The 21,451-nt window shown below is 40.6% G+C and carries 15 protein-coding genes; 6 read left to right on the top strand and 9 right to left on the bottom strand.

The window, feature by feature from the left end; translation table 11 throughout:
- Positions 1 to 91: 91 nt before the first annotated feature.
- Together QSE00_RS02685 and QSE00_RS02680 are read left to right on the top strand one after the other, a co-directional pair.
- A complete protein-coding gene (locus tag QSE00_RS02685; RefSeq protein ID WP_286104790.1) occupies positions 92 to 1,336 on the top strand; it encodes a type IX secretion system plug protein in 1,245 nt (414 codons plus the stop codon).
- Between the two features lie 221 nt (positions 1,337 to 1,557).
- Entirely contained in the window at positions 1,558 to 2,433 is an 876-nt protein-coding gene (locus tag QSE00_RS02680; protein WP_286104789.1) for a glycerophosphodiester phosphodiesterase family protein, read from the top strand.
- A 32-nt stretch (positions 2,434 to 2,465) separates the two neighbouring features.
- Here the strand turns inward: QSE00_RS02680 and QSE00_RS02675 are convergent, their stop codons facing one another.
- The 3 genes from QSE00_RS02675 to QSE00_RS02665 form a co-directional block, all read right to left on the bottom strand.
- On the bottom strand, positions 2,466 to 4,241 hold the full coding sequence (locus QSE00_RS02675) for a TIM-barrel domain-containing protein (protein ID WP_286104788.1): 1,776 nt from the start codon (positions 4,239 to 4,241) through the stop codon (positions 2,466 to 2,468).
- 1 nt (position 4,242) lies between these two features.
- Complete coding sequence (locus tag QSE00_RS02670) at positions 4,243 to 5,685, bottom strand: PHP domain-containing protein (RefSeq protein ID WP_286104787.1); 1,443 nt, start codon at positions 5,683 to 5,685, stop codon at positions 4,243 to 4,245.
- Positions 5,686 to 5,770: 85 nt separating this feature from the next.
- Positions 5,771 to 6,694 carry a dihydrodipicolinate synthase family protein gene (locus QSE00_RS02665; RefSeq protein WP_110356570.1) on the bottom strand — a complete coding sequence of 308 codons (924 nt, stop codon included), beginning with the start codon at positions 6,692 to 6,694 and terminating at the stop codon, positions 5,771 to 5,773.
- 308 nt (positions 6,695 to 7,002) lie between these two features.
- Between QSE00_RS02665 and QSE00_RS02660 the strand changes: the two genes are divergently transcribed.
- Positions 7,003 to 7,851 (top strand): AraC family transcriptional regulator, encoded by an 849-nt coding sequence (locus tag QSE00_RS02660; protein WP_110356569.1) that lies wholly within the window; start codon positions 7,003 to 7,005, stop codon positions 7,849 to 7,851.
- Between the two features lie 249 nt (positions 7,852 to 8,100).
- On the opposite strand, the gene QSE00_RS02655 is transcribed toward QSE00_RS02660, so the two are convergent.
- From QSE00_RS02655 to QSE00_RS02630, 6 genes are all read right to left on the bottom strand, one after another.
- On the bottom strand, positions 8,101 to 8,760 hold the full coding sequence (locus QSE00_RS02655) for a hypothetical protein (RefSeq protein ID WP_110356567.1): 660 nt from the start codon (positions 8,758 to 8,760) through the stop codon (positions 8,101 to 8,103).
- A 17-nt stretch (positions 8,761 to 8,777) separates the two neighbouring features.
- A complete protein-coding gene (locus QSE00_RS02650; protein WP_286104786.1) occupies positions 8,778 to 10,049 on the bottom strand; it encodes a hypothetical protein in 1,272 nt (423 codons plus the stop codon).
- 14 nt (positions 10,050 to 10,063) lie between these two features.
- On the bottom strand, positions 10,064 to 11,185 hold the full coding sequence (locus QSE00_RS02645; RefSeq protein ID WP_286104785.1) for a metallophosphoesterase family protein: 1,122 nt from the start codon (positions 11,183 to 11,185) through the stop codon (positions 10,064 to 10,066).
- 274 nt (positions 11,186 to 11,459) lie between these two features.
- Positions 11,460 to 13,115 carry a SusD/RagB family nutrient-binding outer membrane lipoprotein gene (locus QSE00_RS02640; protein ID WP_286104784.1) on the bottom strand — a complete coding sequence of 552 codons (1,656 nt, stop codon included), beginning with the start codon at positions 13,113 to 13,115 and terminating at the stop codon, positions 11,460 to 11,462.
- A 17-nt stretch (positions 13,116 to 13,132) separates the two neighbouring features.
- A complete protein-coding gene (locus QSE00_RS02635) occupies positions 13,133 to 16,525 on the bottom strand; it encodes a SusC/RagA family TonB-linked outer membrane protein (RefSeq protein WP_286104782.1) in 3,393 nt (1,130 codons plus the stop codon).
- Positions 16,526 to 16,568: 43 nt separating this feature from the next.
- Entirely contained in the window at positions 16,569 to 17,531 is a 963-nt protein-coding gene (locus QSE00_RS02630) for a PKD domain-containing protein (RefSeq protein ID WP_286104781.1), read from the bottom strand.
- Between the two features lie 304 nt (positions 17,532 to 17,835).
- On the opposite strand from QSE00_RS02630, the gene QSE00_RS02625 reads away from it, so the two are divergent.
- Genes QSE00_RS02625 through QSE00_RS02615 form a run of 3 tightly spaced genes read left to right on the top strand, consistent with a single transcriptional unit; the run spans position 17,836 to position 21,444 of the window.
- Positions 17,836 to 19,119, top strand: a complete 1,284-nt coding sequence (locus QSE00_RS02625; protein ID WP_286104780.1) for a hypothetical protein — start codon at positions 17,836 to 17,838, stop codon at positions 19,117 to 19,119.
- Between the two features lie 35 nt (positions 19,120 to 19,154).
- Positions 19,155 to 20,540, top strand: a complete 1,386-nt coding sequence (locus tag QSE00_RS02620; RefSeq protein WP_286104779.1) for a PhoPQ-activated pathogenicity-related family protein — start codon at positions 19,155 to 19,157, stop codon at positions 20,538 to 20,540.
- Positions 20,527 to 21,444 carry an alpha/beta hydrolase gene (locus tag QSE00_RS02615; RefSeq protein WP_286104778.1) on the top strand — a complete coding sequence of 306 codons (918 nt, stop codon included), beginning with the start codon at positions 20,527 to 20,529 and terminating at the stop codon, positions 21,442 to 21,444. Before QSE00_RS02620 ends, QSE00_RS02615 begins: the two co-directional genes overlap by 14 nt.
- Positions 21,445 to 21,451 lie beyond the last annotated feature (7 nt).

Below are 21,451 nucleotides of genomic sequence, written 5' to 3'. Positions count from 1 at the left end.
TTCATAATTATTACTTATAAATTTAGAGATTAAACCACCCTAACTTATTTAGGCTTGCTTTTTGCTTACCTTTACTGTAAAATATTACCAAATGAGATTGAATCTTTTTGCGCTTATTCTGTTCCTGTGCATCCGTTTTACTTTTGCCCAGGTTCAGATGGAAATCAACCCTCCAACCAATATTAAGACCATTATATTTAAAGGTGATACCGATGACCAATTTCCGGTCGTAAACTTGGGCGACCCGGTTTATTTGGAGTTTGACGACCTACTCGCCAATGAACAGGATTACTATTACAAGATTGTACATTGCGATTACGATTGGACCCCATCTTCCCTTTTAAAATCGCAATATCTAAACGGAATGGACAACGAGCGCATAGTAGATTACGAAAACAGCTACTCTACCTTACAACCATATTCCAACTACAAGCTTACCATACCCAACGATAATACCCGATTAAAAGTTAGCGGCAATTATGTATTGGAAATTTACAACAGTTATAATGAGTTACAGTTTTCCAGAAGATTCGTTGTCTATGAGGATAGGGTTACGGTGGGCGGCGTGGTAAAACGTTCCAGGGATTTCAACTATTTAAATGAAAAACAGGTTGTACAATTTACCATTAATGCCACCCAGGTGAAATTGGTAAACCCCAACAAGGAGGTAAAAGTGGCCATAATTCAAAACCACCTTTGGCCTACCGCCATTACCAATATAAGCCCTCAATTTATCCTGGGGTCGGAATTGGTATATAAATACGATAAGGAAACCAGTTATTTTGGCGGAAATGAATATTTCAATTTTGACACCAAAGACCTAAGGGCGCCAAGTTCTTCCATTTCCCGAATAGAACTTACAGACCTTTACCACCATTATTTATTTATGGACTATTTTAGGGATGACAGGCCCTATACCTATTATCCCGATATCAATGGCGATTTTGTGGTCCGAACCCTGCAGGGAGAGGACAGCTCCAGGGAGGCCGAGTACAGTTACATACACTTTACCCTGCCCTACACGGCCAAGATTGGCCTGAACGATGTATATGTATTTGGAAAATACAATAATTATGCACTTGAAGAGGAAAACAAAATGACCTATAATGAGGCTACGGGCAATATGGAGGCGGTTATAAAGATGAAACAAGGATTTTACAACTACAAATATGTGATGAAAAACAATGAAGGCGGCATTGACATGAACACTATTTCTGGGAATTTTCATTTTACCGAAAACAACTACCTCATCCTAGTCTATTATAGGAATTTTGGCGATATCTATGACAGCATTATTGGAGTTGGCTCTGCCAATTCCCGTTCCATCACCAATTAACCCCTGTTTCAGTCCGGCTTTACAACCCCTAATTCCTAAGGTGTCTTTAGGGCCATTAAGATATGGACAAGCTCCAATACCCTGGCAACAACAATTTAGCTTAATGAAAAAAGCGGCCAAGAAGATATTAACACTAGCTTAAACGTGTAAACAAAAAGTCTTATTATATTGCACCCTCTTAACTACAGGAGTACAAGAAAATCCTTAACCAATAATCAATAATGAACAGCAGCCTTCACCCAATTTGGAACAAAGCCATTTTTACCCTTCTTCTTTTCTTCGGACTAAGCTCCCAAGCGCAAGAGAGCAAACTCCAAAGCATCCTGAACGATTTCCACAACCACCCGGAACAGGTACTCGTTGCGGCCCACAGGGCCACCAACCCCAACTATCCGGAAAATTCCTTGGCGGCCATAGAGGAAAGCATCCGCATAGGGGTAGATATCGTAGAAATCGATATTAGAAAAAGTAAGGACGGGGAACTGGTAATTATGCACGACAAAACTATTGACAGAACGACCAATGGTACAGGGAAAGTGGACGATTTCACCCTTGCCATGCTCAAAGAGTTAAGACTGAAATTCGGAAATGATATTACTGAGGAGCAGGTACCCACTTTTGAAGAGGTTCTACAGTTGACCAAGGGCAAGATCCTATTGGATGTGGATTTTAAGCTAGAGGGCGAGGCAGCCGTAAGACAGACTTTTAAACTTATTGAAAAGTACGGAATGGCGGACCAAATATTATTTTTCCTTTATGACTATCCCGAAACCACACAGTACCAAGAATTGAACAAGGACATTAAAATAATGCCGAGGGCCTATTCCAGAAAGGACATTAGGGCCATTAAAAAACTAGAGGATATTTCCATTATACATATTGATGAAAGCTATTACAAAAATGGAATTATGCGAAGGACCATAAAATCCGGATATCGGGTATGGATAAATGCATTGGGCAAGTATGATGCAATGGAAAGACAAAGGAAAGATTCCGGGTTTGATGCCCTCTTGACACGAAAATACGTCAACGTAATTCAGACCGATTTGCCTGAAGAACTTTTAACCTACCTAAGATCCAAAAACCTACACCGATAACCTAGTTGCGAACAAAATCCAGGATAGAGGGATCAAAATTTAATTTCATAAATCCCCTTGCCATATCCATCACCATTCCTGATCACCAGTTTATGGCCTTGGTCGTCGTATTTCCAAAATACCTCATTTTCCAATAGTTTTCCGTCCAATAAAACCGATTCCGGGATTTTATTGGAATGAATCCTTAAAAGATGGGGGAATTTTTCTCCTTCCAGGGAAAGCTTTAGAGTCCCGGCTGCTGTTTCATAGGAAATTGTAGTTTCCCCCACGGTATCGGTATGATAATAATCAAAACTATTTTCGCCTTTAGGATAAACTAAAATCGTTGTATAGCCTTCGGAATCCAAATCCCCCAACCCTGTATAGGACCGTTTTATATCCAAGGGCACTATGGCGCCTTCCTTTATATAGACCGGGAATTCGTCCATTGGATATTCCCGCTCAATATCCACCTCTCCATCAATGAGTTCCTTATCGTTGAAGAAGTATCTCCACTGCCCCTTTGGCAACGCAATAGTCCTTTTTTTGGAATCCATATATATTGGGGCCACCAGAAAATCATCCCCGAACATATAATGATACTTTCCTTGCTTTAGCGGTGTCTGCAACCTTCGCCCTCCGTTATGGGCCGTTACCACATAGTGATACATATAGGGCACCAGTTCTGTATGTAGCCAGGAAAACTTCCGAATTACCTCCAGCTCCTCTTCCGTTCTCTTCCAAAGTCGCCTCTCCCCATGTCCCCCATTCATGAACAGCCCGCAAAAAGTGGAGAATTGAGTCCAGCGCATATACAATCTTGGCGGAATTGTTTTCCCCGAGAATCCTGCTACATCAGACCCTACAATATTATAACCCAGGGCCGCACTGTTAAGGACACTCTCTATGGCCGACTCAAAACCTTGAATTCCATCCAAAGCAATATCAACATTTTCATCCCCGCTCTCCATAATCATTTCATTGCTAACCCATTCGTGCTTCTGATCGCCTACCCAATTTACAGGGGAGGCGTCTATTGGCGTAAAGCCTTCGGGATGAAAGCCACGGTCCATGGATCGGGAAAGTGTAACAAACTCTGGATTTTGGGTAAGTCCATGCCTATATTCGTCCCTGTAATAGTGGTCCATATAGGTCCTAGTGGTCATAATTCCCTGGGAAGTCCTCTTGTAAAATATGGGTATCGGACCCAGTTGGTTCCAGAATAGGGTTGCCGTGCCATCCAGTTTCCATCCATCGATACCCAGGTCAAAGACATTTTGTTGCAACCCCCTCCACCAGTCCATAGCCCTGTCATTGGTATAATCTATAAAACCGCCTTTGCCTTTCCACCATTTATTTGGCTTGCTGGATTTAACCAGGAAACCATTATCCTTGGCCTTCTGGTACCAATCCTTGGAATCCTTTATGTGGGTATCATTACTTAAACTATTTACCATGGATGTCATCCAAAGTACCACCCTATAGCCATCGTCCTGAAGCCTATTAAACCACAGGTCGGGCTTTTTATAAAGAGTCGTATCAATTTCAAAATCATTATAGCGCAGAGACCAGGGACTATCCAAAATAATGGTTCTCACTGGAATATCATTCTCCTTATACCCAGTAAGTAACTCGTCCACATAGTCCGAGGTATTAACATCATCTTCCCAAAGCCAACATTCCAAGGCCCAGGGAGGGGTTAAAGGCGGATTTCCATGTCGCTGATCATTGAACGGCATTCCCCATACGGGGAAAATCCAATAAAAATAGGAGACGACACTTAAAGTCCCCAGCACCCAAACACCAATTTTAAAAGCCCTTCCTTTCAATTTATTTTTTAATTTTTCTAAAGAATCGGAAATATATGGTCAAAAGAGAGTAGACCATAAATACAGAACCTATGGTAAGAAGCAAGGAACTGTATTCGGCAAACACTTTGCTATAGCCCTTTACTGCATTTCCCCTGACCATATAGTACAGCCCAAGGAGTATTAAAAACAGGGCACTTACCATAGCTGTCAAGGCCATTCTTTTATGCAATGGCATAAAATGCTTTCTTCTGTAGTTCCACAGTAATTGGAATAAGACCAACCATATAGCCCATGATAACACTTGCCAAAAATTCAACGTTCTAAAATAATTTACCGCGGTAATGAAGGGTTGGAACAATAAATTTTCCCCACTATAAAAAGGTCGATCCTGGTACATTAGAACCTTCACCCTACTTTGATCCCTGGTCCTTATTATGTCCAAAATGGATTTTTCCTTTTTATCCGGGTCCATTTGATGCCAATTTGGAATTTGGAAGGCATTCCATATGCCACATGCCCTACCGTAACCGTGAAAATCGAGTCCGCCCATCATAAGGAGCTTATTATCTTCACAGAACTTCTTAAGGTCCTTAAATAGGGTTCGGTCATAATAAAGTTCCTTGCCCACATTTTCAATTTCAAAACCATCTGCACCTAGCTCCCTATAAAACTCCTTATCCTTTCCCTTCCCATCAAACCAATGATTTATTATTACAGCGCCGCCATGCTTATGCACTAGGTCCACAATAAGGGAATCGGGTTTATCCTTGGTTTCAAATTTTCCGTTCAGCCCCAACAGACTCATATGATTGGAACCCGAATGCTCTTGACCGACCATGACCAAAGGTTCTATAGGAAATTGATTGTACCTTTGCCTGTTTACAAATTCCAATGTTTTTTTGTGATTGGCATGGTCTGTTATAAAAAAGGCATCGAAACCATTCCTCTTGTGCCAAGTCCACATTTTTTCCTGGGATATCAGTCCATCATGACTAAATTCGGTATGGGAGTGGCTAGTTAGCAATATTTCATCCGAGCTATTGTTTACAATGGTATTATTAGGCAGTCGAATGAAAAGAATAACTACAAAAACTGAAAAACAAATACCGATCAACAAAGGTAGGTTCCCCAAAAAACGCAAAGCTTTTCGACTTCTGTTGGGAGGTGCAGTTACTTTAAAAATCTTGGAAAGACTCAGGCATAAATAAAAAACCAAAATCCACAGCAGCGTAATCGGTAATTCCTGTAAGGGATAAATAGTCCGGTTTACATATAACAACAACCCCAATATTGGTTCAAAAATAATTCTCAATACCGGAATATGGATATCGTATTCGGGAAGGGTTTCGAGGCTAAGGGCATCAATAATATGGATATCCAAATGAAAAAAAAATGCCAGAAAAGCGACCATCAAAATCGGAATTGCAACAAAAGACTTTTTCAACATTTTAATATTATCCATTAGGCTAGGTATTCCAGATATACCAGTTTACAATAAAAAAAAAACCTTTACAAAGAAACGTATTAAGCCCCCCTGGGCAGAATTTTTAATGTACAGGATTATACTCGTTCCTATAATTGAATTGAGCTACATACTTTTTTATCCTTTCCCTCTGTTCCTCCGTAAATCGGTCCAATGGTTCCGCATTGTGATCTTGGCAAATACCCATGGCCAACAAAGCCGATTTGGTACCCTTTATATGTCTGGAGGAATACTCCCCTACCTCATAAATGGTCTGGTGGACCATAATGACCTTTTCCCGCAATAACTTTATTTTTTCCAAATCTTGATTCATTGCTGCCTCATATAGATCTACAAATAGCCTTGGGAAAAAATTGGCTCCCCCGGCTACGGAACCATGACCACCGTTCATAATCGTCTCTGGCAAAAACAGCTCGGTTCCGGCGATTATGGAAAAAGATGGATCGTTCTTAAACTCTTCTATCAGCATATACAGATAGGTTAGATCCCCGGAACTATCCTTAATGCCTATGGCCCCCAATTCCTTGGCCCTCTTGACCACGTCTATGGATAAATGAAGTTTTGTACAACTAGGCATATTATACAACATAAAGGGCAATGGCAACATAGGCACCAAACTTTCCAGATAATCCCCCATTTCTTCTTGGGCAATGGGAAAATAGTAGGGAGGTGCCACTACCAAGGCGTCTGCACCAACCTTTTTTGCATGATTGGCTATTTCCATGGTCCCATCAAAAGAAGTATCTGTAATCCCCACCAAGACAGGAACTTTTTTATTTACAATTTTACAGGTTTCGGATATGAGCTGTTTCCTAACCGCATAACTGAGACTAGGGCCTTCCCCTGTGGTTCCCAAAATAAAAATTCCGTGGACACCGCCGCTAATTAAATGGTTTAATAAATTTTTCAACCCCAAAAGGTCTAGTTCCTTATTCTCAAGCAAAGGTGTTACCATGGGTGGTATTATTCCTTTTATAGCCAATTTCATGATTGTATAATTAAAGGATTAATATTAAATAATGGCAATACCTACCAATGGACAAAAAGTTGTAATAATCAATTTCATAATGGTTGGTAATTTAGGTTGTTTATGAATTTATATGTGATCAATAGATCTGTTTAATGGATAATGGGACCTACTGCCACTAATTGTATAAAACTCGATTTGTTGCTCTAACAAAATAAAGTCAATTTAAAAACCCGTGCCACTACAATATTGTTTTAATTGCATTATATTTTAACCTTATTTCTGAATAATTTAATTATATTAGTCCAATATTGTCAATATACCAAGCCATGGAATTTATTTTTGAAAAAATATTTGTACCCAATAAGCATTCATTTATATCGAGAAAATTACCCTTGGCGTCCAATGCCAGAATCCATTCCCACAGAAATTTTGAATTAAACTTTATTACTTCCGGATCTGGCAGAAGAATTGTTGGCGACAACATCTCTGGATTTGAAAAAGGGGATCTGGTTCTCCTAGGGCCTAATTTGCCCCACTGCTGGGAAGCCTTGGATTTTGAAAAGGGAAATGATCCTTTTTGTATTGTTACCCACTTTTCGGAAGATATCATTAATTCCGACTTTTTTAGGATGCCAGAGCTGGAGCAGGTGGTAGACCTTTTAAAGCAGTCTAGCACCGGGCTCCGTTTTAAACTGGACAATGATAGCCACATAAGGCAAAGCCTCGAATACATGACACAATTGGACGGCTTGGAATATTATATTGAAATGCTTAAAATATTTAATTTTCTGTTGCAGGTAGATGAAAGGGAAAACTTATCCAATCCCAATAACAGTTCGGCCGTTTTCTCCAAGAATCTGGATAAAATAAATAAGGTCTACGAATATGTTTTTCAAAATATCCAGGAAGGCGTAAAATTGGAGGAAGCCGCTGCCGTATTGAATATGGCACCCAGTTCCTTTTGCAGGTATTTTAAAAAGAAGACAGATCTTACCTTTATGGAATACGTAAAAAGTGTTAGGGTTGGCATAGCCGCCAAATTATTGGCCGAAACCGATAAACAGATCACTCAGATCTGTTTTGAAAGCGGGTATAACAATCTGGCCAATTTTAACCATTACTTTAAACATATTATGGGAAAAACCCCATCGGACTACCGCAAGACCTTTAGGTAATATTTAGTTGTTCCATGCCACTCCCATATGGTTTGCTATGGCCTGTGCAACCGGAAGAGGCAACAGGTATTATTCCTCCTTTAGAATTCCTCAAATTTACACCTCCCTATAGAACAAACAGTATCTGGATATGCCATTGCATATCGTTAATTTTTTGCACCTTCCAACCCTTTGTCCAAAACAGTTTCCGTATGTTGAAATCGATAGGTACCCTTTGGCCGTACACCCGCCGTCTGTACGGTATATTGTTTATACTTTCCTATCCGAGATGCGACCAAACACATTAATAAGAAAACCGAAAAGTACCACCATAAATGAAATTAAACTGATTGGAGGCAGGCCTCCCTGCCATTTTGAAGGACTGGCCCATGTGGCATACCCCATAAAAAAAAGATGGGTTCCCAGTAGAAATAACAGGACCAATAGAAATTTCTTGGATGTAATAAGGTTTATAAGTATTTCTTTATTTTTAGAGCGATTTCTAAAGCACCAGTGATAAAGACCCAGTATCATAAAGCTGGCCATGCCGGCGAACAAACTAAAATTCCCTATAACGGAAAGGCTAAGATCCTTATCGAAAAACTTGGGATAGTAATGGGGATTAAAAATCAGAAAACTAAGTAGCAGGTGGAATATGGTCAACAGCAGGCCTGAAATTCCCCATATTTTTCTGCTTTCCAACCCAAAATTTAATGTTGAAAACCCCAAATTGTCCAAGGGTCCAATGGAGAAACTAAACGTAAGTAAAACTATTGCGGCCAAGGAGACGCCTTTGTTGAGAATAAATATTGGCACCTCTTTCCAAGCAACAGTTCCCACCACATTATATCTTAAGACCGCATAGCCCATTGAAATAATTAAAACAAGCCAAATAAATCTTAGGTATTTCCTTTGTGCACTTTCCTCCATTAAAACCAAGCTTCAATTTAATTCATGGGAAATCTATCCCTGTCTCCCAAGTCGCCGTGTACGCTTATGGCTATGACAGCCAAAATAGCTAGCACGCCCAGTACGAGGATCAAATGGAGAAGCCATTTTTTAAGGACTATTTTATCCATATCGGTATAGGTATACTGCAAACTACCCGATCGGAGCAAAGCAAAGATCAAAATGATGTTTAAAACGTAAAGATGATGGTTAAGGTGCATTTCTCCCCCAAAAATGCCCGTTACTGCATAGCTCATAAATGTGTAAGCTATTAGCATTGTAAAAAAGGTATACAAGACATCTTTTTGGGAAAATTGATCCTTTTTAAATCTCAAAGAGAGGGTTATTATCATAGCGAGTAACACCAACACTACCATTATAGTACTTGTGGAGGCAACGGATTCTATATTGGGCAAATTCTCCAAACGCCTGGCAATATGGGCATAGGTAAGTGATTCCCTGTAAACGATCAACGGAATAAAGAGCGCCACAATAAGCAGGGCCGACCAGTTTTCCCATTTGGCGGCCCTTGGAATCTCCTTTGGCCACTTGGAAGTATATACTCCATAGGCCATACCAGAGCCACCACAAAAACCAATGCAGTATTCCATAACGTTCCACATATTAAAAGGAATTTGCCATACATTGCCAAGAACATGTAAGAAATTACCAAAGCTAAAACCTATACCTCCGCCCAGCATGGCATAAAAGGCCACCCTAATGGCCGAATTTCTCTTTTCCCTGGCCATATACCATAACATGGCCAAGCCCGCTCCAAGACACACGGCCCAGGCCTCGGATCTGGGAGGGGTCATCTTGAAACCGATCTGCTCTATAAGAAAATAATAACCGATAATTCCACCGGCCGTCATTTCGGATAGCAAGGCACCCCACCTTACCCTGTTTTCCTTTGTAGAATCCAAGGTTAAACCTACTAGGCCACCGCCCAGTAAGCCGAATAAACCTCCAATAACGAAGAGCATCCCCAAGCCGTAATATGCATTGACAAAGTTATCGGCGAAACCATAGCCAACAACCTTGCCATAACTGATCATTCCCCCTGCTCCCCAACCTACGGCCGATGCCAGAGCCACCAACATCATTTTGTTATACCAATCCTTTCTGCCGGATACGAGTACCAGGGCCAGACCTCCTATTGCCCCTGCCCAGGCAGCACCCTGTTCATGTCCAAACTGGCCCCGAATGGCCCAAGCAGTGGCCAAAGACATGGCCACTATTAAAACCTGAACTCCTATTTTACTAGTTTTCATACTATTTGAGATGATTATTTTCTTCTTTTTATTTCAACGGTTTCAATTTCATTGCCGTTAATATCCGTCACATACAAAAAGGCATTCTTCTTATTGATCTGTACATTGACAAAATGTTCTATTTTACTGGATTTCTGAGTTTCCGGTAAGGTGAGCTCTATATCGTACAGTGGAGCTCCCGCTCCCGCAGAGGTAATATAATGCACCCCATTTTTAGTGGCCCGGTGATAATGGTGATCATGCCCGTTCAAAAAAACCTGAACCTTATGTCTTTCAAAGATATCGCCCCAGAATTTACGGGTCTGTTCGGCTTCCGCCTTTCTGTTTTTCATGGCGCTATACAAGGGTTTGTGTTGAAAAATGAAAACAAAACCTGCCTCCTTGTTCAATTCCAAGACATTTTCCAACCATTTTTTCTGGGTGTTAAAATACTCGGAAAAGGCATCTTTCCAGAAGGCATCACTGTTCTTTTCCGTGATAAAATCGGGCTCTGAAATTTGCTTGCCTTCACTGTCCAAAACAATAAAAAGGGCATCTCCAACGGTGAAATAGTAGTATTTTTCATTGTTGGGCAAATCGAACAGGTCATAGTAATAGGGCGAATCCTTTTCATGGTTGCCCAAAACGGGATAGTAGGGCGTATTTCTCATTAGCTCCTTATTTACCCCAAAAAAGGCTTCCCAATCGCTAATAGATCGTCCGTTTGCCACCAAATCCCCCGAATTGATAATAAACCTGGGATTGGTCTCCATGATTCTGGCCACTATTTTGGCATGCACGTCGTGCCTGTTCCTGGAGTCGCCGGTAACAGCAAAATTAAAAGGTATTATTTCATCTGGGTAAGTGGTAAGAGTACCTTTACCTTCATCCGAACCATCGTTAAGAACATCATATTGGTATTCTGTATTGGGTTCAAGGTTCCCAAGATGAATTTTGTGGTGTTTGTATTCCCCAATGGTCTTTACGTTTCCATCCTTATCCGTAATGGTGGGCGCACTCTCCAAAGTGGACCAACATATGGTGGCATCTTTGGTTCCCATTTGCTGAATATAAGGGCCAAAGGCAATTTTGTCCTTTACTTGGGCAACACTGATAAGACTACTTAACAAAAAGGACAAGAACACTAGTTTTTGCATGATTTTGAAATTTAGGAATCGGAACAAATAATCCGACATTAGAAAAATATTAATAAACGATAATAAACCCCATGGCAGCCCTGTTTTCATTATGGAACCGATACAAGATTAGGGGGACAGTAAACCATCATCCCTTCCGAAAAGTCGGGATTGGACGGACTTTCGCATTTCAAGGGAGCTGTCGCCTTTACATTGCGGGACTCCTTAATAAAAAGAGGCAGCCCTTGCGGAATGCCTCCTTTAATATAGTCGCTAAACTAATTCAAATAGTAATTTAGTACGGTTTTCCTGTACCCTGCAACAACCACATTTTAGACCAGGCACTGTTTTTACTATCTGGTGCAGTAAATGGGGTGGTTTCTAATTTATCAATGGCACTATTGGCATTTTCAGTATTGGTATTGATTTCGTCAATATTATAATAAAAACGCAATGGAATGGCAGCACGCTTTCTAGAAGGTCCTTCCGTAAAAACATTTGGCAACCCTGTCCGCCTATAATCGAACCATGATTGGGCTGCGGAAGTCCAACTGGCAATCCATTTTTGCTCCATGATATCCTCTAAGCCTCCAAAACTTTTTCCTGACATATAATCTGCATAGTCCTCTCCAACGCCCCAAGCTTCAAAAGACTGTTTAATTCCTTCGTTATAATAGTTTTCCGCACTTCCTGTTGTCCATCCTTTAAGTGCTGCTTCCGCCAAAATAAAATTAACCTCCGCTGCAGAAATTAGTCTAGCCTTTAATAACGGCCCGCTAGCTGCTTTATAAATATCATTTAACTGGGAGACAGAAGGGTTATAAGTTCCTTGTGATGGGTTTATCTTTAGGTTAAATGCCGGGCCAAAAGGAATGGCCGTTGGCAATCCCACATACTCCTTATTGTAATTTACGGGCACACCGACAAGTTCCAAATGGTCATCGACCAATTTTTGCCCTACAAATCTTTCACCGTCCCGAATTTCGTCAGTGTCCTCAGGCTCTCCTTCTGCTAATACCAAAGGAGTTTCAATTTTATTGGCCCAAACCCCTAACCTAGGGTCATCCAAGGCCAGTAAAGCATCAACTAATGTGGCCGCCATCTTAATTCTAAAATAGGCTCCTGCAGGATCATCATTAAATTGGGTTGTTGAAGGCCATGAATCTGCCCCACTAGAACCTACATAATCCACGTTCGCATCATCTGCAGCAGTAAGAATTAATGGATATTGAGTGGGATTAGACGTAATTCTTCTAATTCCGGCTTCCGCTAAGGCCGGTTCTTTTTCAGATAGCCGCATGTAATAACGTAAGGCAACAGAATTAGCAAATTTCCGCCATTTTGATGCATTACCTTCGAATAGAATATCTTGTTCTTCTTGAATGGCAAAATATTCTCCCTGGCCCTTAGACAATAAAGTATTAGCTCTTTCTAAATCTGCCAAAACTCCAGTGTATATATCCTTCTGATTATCAAAAGAAGCATCAAAAAAATCTACTCCTTCATCACCTTTAAGGGCATTGCTATATGGTGCATCACCATAAAGATCGGTTATTGTCCCGAATAAATAGGACTTAAGAACCAAGCCCGCACCGATATGGAATTCAAAATTATCAATTTCCGCCTTTTCAATAAGAGTTTTGTCATTTAACAAAAGACTATAATAGCCGTTCCAACTATTGGATCTATTGTCCCAATCGTAGGAATTGTGCCCCCCGGACCAGCCATCCTTTTGGGTATGTTGCATCACCCCGGCAATATCTCCAAATCCTTTACTAACCACATCCTTAGCCGTTCCTGAAATCACGGTAGCCAACAATAGATTAGGATCTACATTGTCTTCCCCTATTTGATTAGGGTTTTCATTTAAGTCTTCTAAACCGTGGCAAGAACTCAAAACGATGAGTCCTAAAACCAATAAGGCTATTTTATTTTTTATCTGATACATCATGTTATTCGTTTTTTATATTAAAATGTTATACCAATTTTAAAACCAACTGGAATAACCCATGGATCCACATTGTAGCGCTCAATACCCTGCTTAAATTGGGTACCTCTCTTATCTTTTCCAGATTCTGCCTGAAAGGCTCTTTCCGGGTCTATTCCAAAAGCAGAATCCTTGGTCCACAACATTATATTCCTACTGTAAACCGATACGCTAACATTATCCAATCCTGTATTGGTCAAAAGCTTTTTTGGTAGATCATAGTTTAAAGAAATTTCCCTAAGTTTTATATAGTCGGCATCAAACATATGTTGTGTTCCAAATGCCCATGGATGGGAATAGGAAAATGGCATAAACAGGGTTCCAACGTCTCCCAGGTTTTCACTTTCGAGTACAAAGTTACCATCCTCATCATAAGTTCCTATAACTCCCGGGTCAAAAACACCGTCATATACTACAGAGCCACCGAAATTTTCTGGAAGACCGCCATTGCCAGGGGTACCACCTATAGACCTTAGATCTTCACTAAAAATAAAATCTTCAGCATTGTCCAAAACCCATTGTTTCAGTTCTGGTCCTGCCTGGGCAATACCAGGGTTAACCATTTCCAAAAGTTGGCTACCAAAGCCATCTTCCGTCATATATCTGGAGGTCTGTGACATGTACTGTCCACCAGAACGCCAGTCGAAAGTCATATTCAAGGTAAAGTTCTTATAGGTCAAACTTGATTGCAGTCCTACTATAAAATCAGGATTATAATTACCCACTTTAACCTCTTCTTCCTGTGGCAACCATTCTCCTTCATCGGGATCTATTAGGGGATAACCAAAATAAGGGGAATTTTCATCGGTTACCCTTAATTTTTCCAAGGAATATATATTGCCAACCAAACCATCTTCACCTGTGGCCGGATTGGCTACATAGCCTCTCGACTTACTTTTATTTTCACTCCAGAATTCAATAAATTCCACACCATCGGATAATTCCAAAATTTTGGACTCATTCTTCGTGAAATTAAAATTTAAATCCCAATTAAAATTCTCTGTTCTAATAGGCGTAACTCCTAGAGAAAGCTCCCAACCTTTACTTTCCAAAGCGCCAGCATTAATACTTACACTGCTATACCCTGAAGATCCAGGAATTGGGATATTTGGCACAATTTGATTTCTGTTTTCCACGGTGTAATAAGTTCCTTCAAACCGGAATCTGTTTTTGAACATGGTTAAATCTAAACCAAATTCTTCAGAAGTAGCTTTTTCTGGCTCTAAGGTAGGAGTGCTTAAACCTCCAGAAGCGCTATATAATACCGCATTGTCCCACACCCCTGCATTGTTATAATAAGCCCCAAGTTGGTACGGATCCGTATCATTTCCTGCTCTGGCCCAACCACCTCTTAATTTTAAAAGATCCACCTTGGGAATATCCACCACTTCGCTTAACAAAAAGCTTAGGGATGCAGAGGGATAAAAATAAGAACGATTGTCTATTGGCAAAGTACTGGACCAATCATTCCTAGCACCCACATCCAAATAAAGCATATCCCAAAAACCAAAATTAGCCAAGGCATATACACTATTGATACCTCTTTCACTCATAAAGCTAGAATAGTTCAAAGCTGTTGGAGCAATATTCTTTACAGTAAACAAGTTTGGAACAATAAGTCCAACCCCAGAGAATGCAGAATTGCTAAGCCCCGTATTTTTTTGGTACATTAAGTTTCCACCACCAGAAAGACTAAAATCGAAATTACCAAAATCTTTTGTGTAGGTTGCCAATAAATCTATATTGGTTTCCAAGCCTTCAGTTTTAGAAATACCATAGGTTCCATTGTTGGTCTCCTTACTATACCCAGGAGCCATTTTGGTTTCTTGAGTCTGATTATAACTATTTATATTATAACTTGTCCGTAACTTAAACGAAGGGGAAACGATCCAATCCAAGGCCACATTCCCATAAATCCTGAACCTGGAATAACTGTTATTTATCTCATTTGCCAAAAAGTAGGGGTTATCATAACCCGGCAAAATTGTTAGTACATCCGTACCAGGTAAGTCATAATCCTTTAATATCCCAAGATCAATATTACTTGGTGTACTATAGGCAAATTGCAATGGATTAGCCCCCCTGTTGGAAGCCGGCCTATTATCGGCATAACTATGTACCACATTTACATTGGTACTTAGAATCAGCTTATGATCCATATTAGACGATGCCGATAGCGAAAAACTGTTCCTATTGACATCCGAGTTGGGAACCAAGCCTGTATTTTCCATATTGGACAGCCCCAATCTGTAGTTCATAACGTCAGAACTATTTGAAACCGAAAGACTATTATTGGTAGTTATCCCTGTTTGCACAAAATTTCTTACGTTATTGGGGTAGGATATTAATTCCGTTGGAATCGGTACGCCATTGGCGTCCAATGGTGCCCTCCATTGCACCGCATAATACCCCTTATCCAATTCCGGGCCACCAACACCACCAAACGAAATATCAGGCATTAAATAGCTACCGCCCTGAGATTCCGGAGAATATGAATATTGGCCTGTTGCAAATCGAGTATTCTGATCCAAAAATTTATAAGGCACATCAAAAACAGTACTAGAAGAAAAATTCACTTTCATCTTTTCTTTGTCCTTGGCTTTTTTGGTCGTGATCAATACCACTCCATTACCAGCACGGGAACCATATAATGCAGCTGCACTAGGTCCTTTCAAGATACTAACATCTTCGATGCTATTGGGATCCAAATCCGAGATGGCATTACCATAATCCACTCGGTTATCGTTCCCAAATCCCCCAATATTGTTCAATGAATTGGATACCGGCACACCATCTATTACAAAAAGCGGTTGGTTATCCGAGCTCAAGGAAATGGCTCCCCTAATGACCATACTTACCGAAGAACCCGTACCTCCGGTAGAGTTCAGGGTAACCCCGGCCACCTTACCGGATAGGGAGTTCAATACGTTCTCTTGGGCAACCCTGGTCAATTCCTCCCCAGCAACATTTTCAACGGAATACCCTAAAGACTTGTCCTCCCTTTTAATACCTAAGGCAGTTACCACTACCTCATCCAAAGCCTGAGCACCAGGAGCCATAGAAAGGTCAATGGCAGTTCTACCATTTACAGCTACCTCCTGAGTTTCAAAACCTATATAAGAATACATCAACACCCCATTTCCATTAGGAATATTAATACTGTAATTTCCATCGAAATCGGATGACACCCCCTGGGTTGTCCCCTTTAACACGATACTGACCCCTGGCAAAGGCATTCCATCTTCAGAGGACGTTATATTACCCGATACTGTATGCTGAACAGATTGAGCCATTGCGGTTGCCGTGCAAAATATCAGCAAGATCAACGACATCTGCCCCACCCTCTGTATTTTATTTTTTAAATATGTGTTCATAGATTTATATTCTAGTTAGTTATGATTTTTATTGTTCCCTAAATTACTCTACTGCGGTAAAAGTAAACACCAAAGCATTGGAATTTAAAGCAAAAGGAGCTGCACCACCAGGAACCAAAGCCCCATTTGCAACCACAAAAAGCACCAATCGCATTCGGTTCTCAGTAATTTCTTGAACAATTACTTTTCTCTGAAAATCCAGATAACCCACAAATCCATTATTGGTAAAGTCCAAGGTAGTCACACCAGGATATGTTAACATTCCCCCCGGATAAGTAGGCACAGTATAATCTTCCTGTTCATTATATTCAAAGGTTGTTCCAGGGTCCAGACTAAAAGTGGCCGTTACAAAAGGAAAATTAGGATCTGCAGAAACCTTAACAATATCAGAACCCCCAGATATAAAATCCTGATAAAAGTAAATACTAAAAGCAGCACCATCTTCTTTTAAATCCATTGAATAACTGCCATCAAAATGAAAGGTAAACTCATCATTATATATACTACCAAGACCCAATTGTCCAAATACCCCGGCAGGCAATGGCTCTAAATCTTCAGAATAGGCAGTAAGGTCCTGATCAGCATTGGCGAACCTATTGTTGGCTGCAACTGCATCAATTTTCCAAGTTTTCCCATTGGGGGCCGACGCACCACCTGTTAGTAACACATAAGGAGTAATCTCAATCCCTATCCTCGTTTCTTTGGTTATTGTAGTACCATCTGCCGAAGTGGCCGTAAATTTGGTTTCATAGTATCCTGCGCCAGGATAGTTATGTACAGGGTTCTGCTCGGTGCTCGTTGTGCCATCCCCAAAATCCCATAGCCACGAAGTAGCATTATTGGTCAGCCCTTGAAAGGCAACTTTTTTCCCTGCTATACTCCGAAATATATCAGCGGTAAATGGAATATCCTCCGAACCGGCACTATCATCCGAGCTACAGGAAGACAGGGATAGCATCATCGTAAATAAAACTCCATACAACAGTATTAGATTTTTTTTAGTCATAAATAACAGTTTTTAGTTAGTTTTTTTTTGCATTCAAAGATCAAAAATTACCATTTACCAATATCAAGTTATCAACTTAATAACCTTTAGTTAACGATACGTTAATATTAAGACCTTTTGATTACACTTTTACCAAAAATATATTTAAATTTTTCAAAACAATTCAGATATATTATTAAATATGCATTAAATATTAACCCTCGATTTAGGAAATTAAATATATTTTTGTAAAATAAGTCAATATTCTTATTAAGTTTTATGCATGCATAATAGGAGCATTTTTAACATTTAAATGTGAAGATTTATGAAAAATTATTCTTACAAACCTTGTAAGTCAAGATTGACCCTGCAGATTTTTGTCTTTTTAGTTTCTATTGGTGTGCATTCCCAACATCTTAAGGTGGGTGCGGCCAAAAGGATAATTACCCCTGATCCACTCATTTTAGTTTCCGGTGGTGTAGGAACCCCCAAACCCTCAACTGAAAAAAAAGGAGAACTCTACGTTAGGGCCATGGTATTGGAAAAGGGAAACGAAAAAATTGCCATCGTTAATATCGACAATCTCGGATGGCCGGCTGCACTTGGCAATAAAGCAAGAAAATTAATTAAGGACATTCCGTTCAACAATATATTAATAGGTGCCACACATACCCATAGTGCTCCCGATGCCTATGCCTTCCCTGATGAAAATGGTAATCACGCAGCCGATCTAAAGTATCTTGACTGGTGTGTAACCCAAATAGCCGACGCGGTGAACGAAGCTTCAACAAATCTGGAACCCGCCAAATTAAAAATTGCGGTGGGCGAAGCCAAAGGAAAAATAGCCTACAACTATTACGCTCCTGAATTGTACGACCCAAGATGCGGTATTATACAGGCACTTGGCACCAAGGGTAAAAACAGGGGCCTACCCATAGTTACTTTGGTTAATTATGCCATTCATCCAGAGGTGATTGGCAGTGATCAAGGAATACTGAGTCCTGATCTTATTGGCCCCCTATATGATAGAATTGAAGCCAAGGCAGGTGGGATGGCCCTATTTATGAACGGTGCCCAAGGAGGCATGGTAACGGCAGACAATAGACAGGACAATAATAAGGAAGCCAATGATTGGGAAGAATGCAAGCGGATAGGGAACCTTTTGGCAGATGAGGCCTTAAGAATAGTATCCGAGGCCGAAATCCAAGAGGATCCGCAACTGTATTGCACCTCCACACAGGCCGAATTTCCTATAGATTCGGAAATGATGCGATATATCTTAAATAATTCCCCATTAAAAATGGGTAAGTCCGACCGATCTGTAAGTACAACCCTCAACCTATTAAATATTGGCTCGGCCCAAATCCTGACCATCCCCGGGGAAGCCCTACCCAATATAGGATACTATTTAAAAAGAAATATGCCCACGGAACATCCTTTCCTTTTTGGTCTGACCAACGATGCCTTTGGATATATATTGACCAAAGAAGATTTTAACAGTTTTAAAAGATATATGTATGTAAGTCGCACTAGTCTAGGGGAGAAAACAGGAGAAATCCTTATCAATGATCTATTGACCCTTATCCATAACAGTCCAAAACCCAATTAATAAATCAATTCCTTAACAATTAACACAAGATCCAAATGAAAAAATTGGCTTCTATTTTTCTATCAATGTCCCTACTATGTATTATTTCCTGTAAGGACAGTCCAAAAAAACTGGCAAAAAACGATGCTACTACCGTAGCCGAAATAACCCCTTCCAACGCCTTGCAAAGCTACCTGAACAATGAAGACCAAACCTATAAATGGGAACTAAAAGAGAATTACGCCATAGGGGATGTAACCGCCTATGAACTTATGCTGACCTCCCAGAAATGGAGAGAACATGTCTGGACCCATGAACTAACCGTATTGGTCCCCAAGGAGGTGGCCCATGACGGAGCGCTTCTAATGATTACGGGCGGGAGCATAAAAGAGGGAATACCCAATTGGTCTTCAAATGAAGAAGACAAAAAATCCATCAGTTTTGCCCAAGTAGCCCAAAAGAACAAGGCCATAGTGGCTATAGTCAGGCAAGTTCCCAACCAACCCCTTTATGATGGCCTTACGGAGGACGAACTCATTTCCTTCACCTTGCACAATTATAAAAATGATAAAGACCCTACATGGCCCTTGTTATTCCCTATGGTTAAAAGTGCTGTCCGAGCAATGGATGCAGTTCAGGAATTTAGCAGTAAAAATCTTCAAAAAGAGGTCACACGCTTTACGGTAACCGGAGCTTCAAAACGGGGCTGGACTACATGGTTGACCGGAGCAAACGACAAGAGGGTGGAAACAATTGCCCCTATGGTAATAGACGTTTTAAATATGCCCGTTAGCCTGGACTACCATATTACGGCTTGGAACGAATACAGTATACAGATCAACGATTACATACAATTGGAAATTCCACAAACCGTAGGTACCGAAGATGGAAAAGCCTTGACCCAAATGGTGGATCCCTATTCCTATAGGGCCAATTTAACCATGCCAAAATTAATCTTTATTGGCACCAATGATGAATATTGGCCGGTAGATGCCATTAAGAACTACATTGATGATATACCCGGTGAAAATTACATTCACTACGTACCCAATGCCGGCCATGACCTGGGTGGAGGAGAACAGGCGGTGAGGGCCTTAAGTGCCTTTTGGGGGAAATCGCTGAACAAGGCACCCCAGGCAAGCTTGGCCTATGATCTAAACACCGACAAAACATCGGCTACCCTAACGGTCAAAACCACCTCGGATGAACTTCAAAATGCCTATATATGGTCTGCAGATTCATCGGATAGGGATTTTAGGGATGAGGAATGGACTTCCAAAAAAATAGATTCCAAAGACCATGACCATATTCTTCAGCAAGTAAAATTTCCCAAAAGTGGCTTTAAGGCTTTTTATATCGATTTGGAATATGCCGATCCCAATGGAGGAAAATACACCAAGAGCACTAGAATGTATGTAGCGGACGACGATGAAATCCTTTAATAAAAAACGTATATATTGGCTTTCAGGGATCATCGCTGTCCTGGCTCTGCTGGCATTTGCCATTTTTTACGCCAGGGGTACCAGCGCTGCATTGCCGGTCAATGAATATTATGCCTATGATAAGGCCATTCCGTTAAAGGATTCCCTTAACCTATTGAAGGATACCACAGACTTTAGCTTGTATCACCTATCCTATAATAGTGTACACCATAAAAGGGTTACAGGGCTTTTGAGCCTGCCCAAAAATAGCTCCACTCCCCTACCCGTAGTCATATTGATGCACGGCCTGGGGGACAATAAGAATGTGGATTATGTATCCTATGGCAACGATCTATTCCTTAAAAACGGTTATGCGGTTTTAAGGATCGATTTTAGCGAACACGGGGAACGGAAAAACGATGTTTATGATTTTAGCCTTACAGGAAATTACAAACACTGGAGCCGGAACATTATTAGTCAGACCGTCTTCGACCTAAGGCGTGCGATCGACTTTATTGAAACGAGGAAAGAACTGGATGCCCAAAGGATAGGGTACTACGGCATTAGTTTGGGTGGAATTACCGGCACTATTTTTTGCGGAATAGATAATCGCATAAAAGTTCCCATAGTGGCATTGGCGGGCGGACAATTGAACTTATTGTACGAAAAGGCTGCCCTGACCAAGGAGGCAAAAGATTTTGTAAGTATCATTGAACCATTAAACTTTGTAAAGCAGATTGCACCCCGTCCATTCCTTATGTTAAATGCCAAAAATGATGAAATAGTTCCTCCTTTAATGAGCACCCTGCTTTTTAAAGCGGCACAAGAACCCAAAGAGATTATATGGTACGATGCCAAGCACAGGGATGCGCCCTTGGATATCATATTTGGAGACGGACTCAACTGGTTTAAAAAATATTTATAAATTAAAA

Source organism: Arenibacter flavimaris (assembly GCF_030291335.1).
Classification (GTDB): domain Bacteria; phylum Bacteroidota; class Bacteroidia; order Flavobacteriales; family Flavobacteriaceae; genus Arenibacter.
Note: the sequence above shows the minus strand (reverse complement) of the source record. Positions and strands in the feature narration are given on the sequence as shown.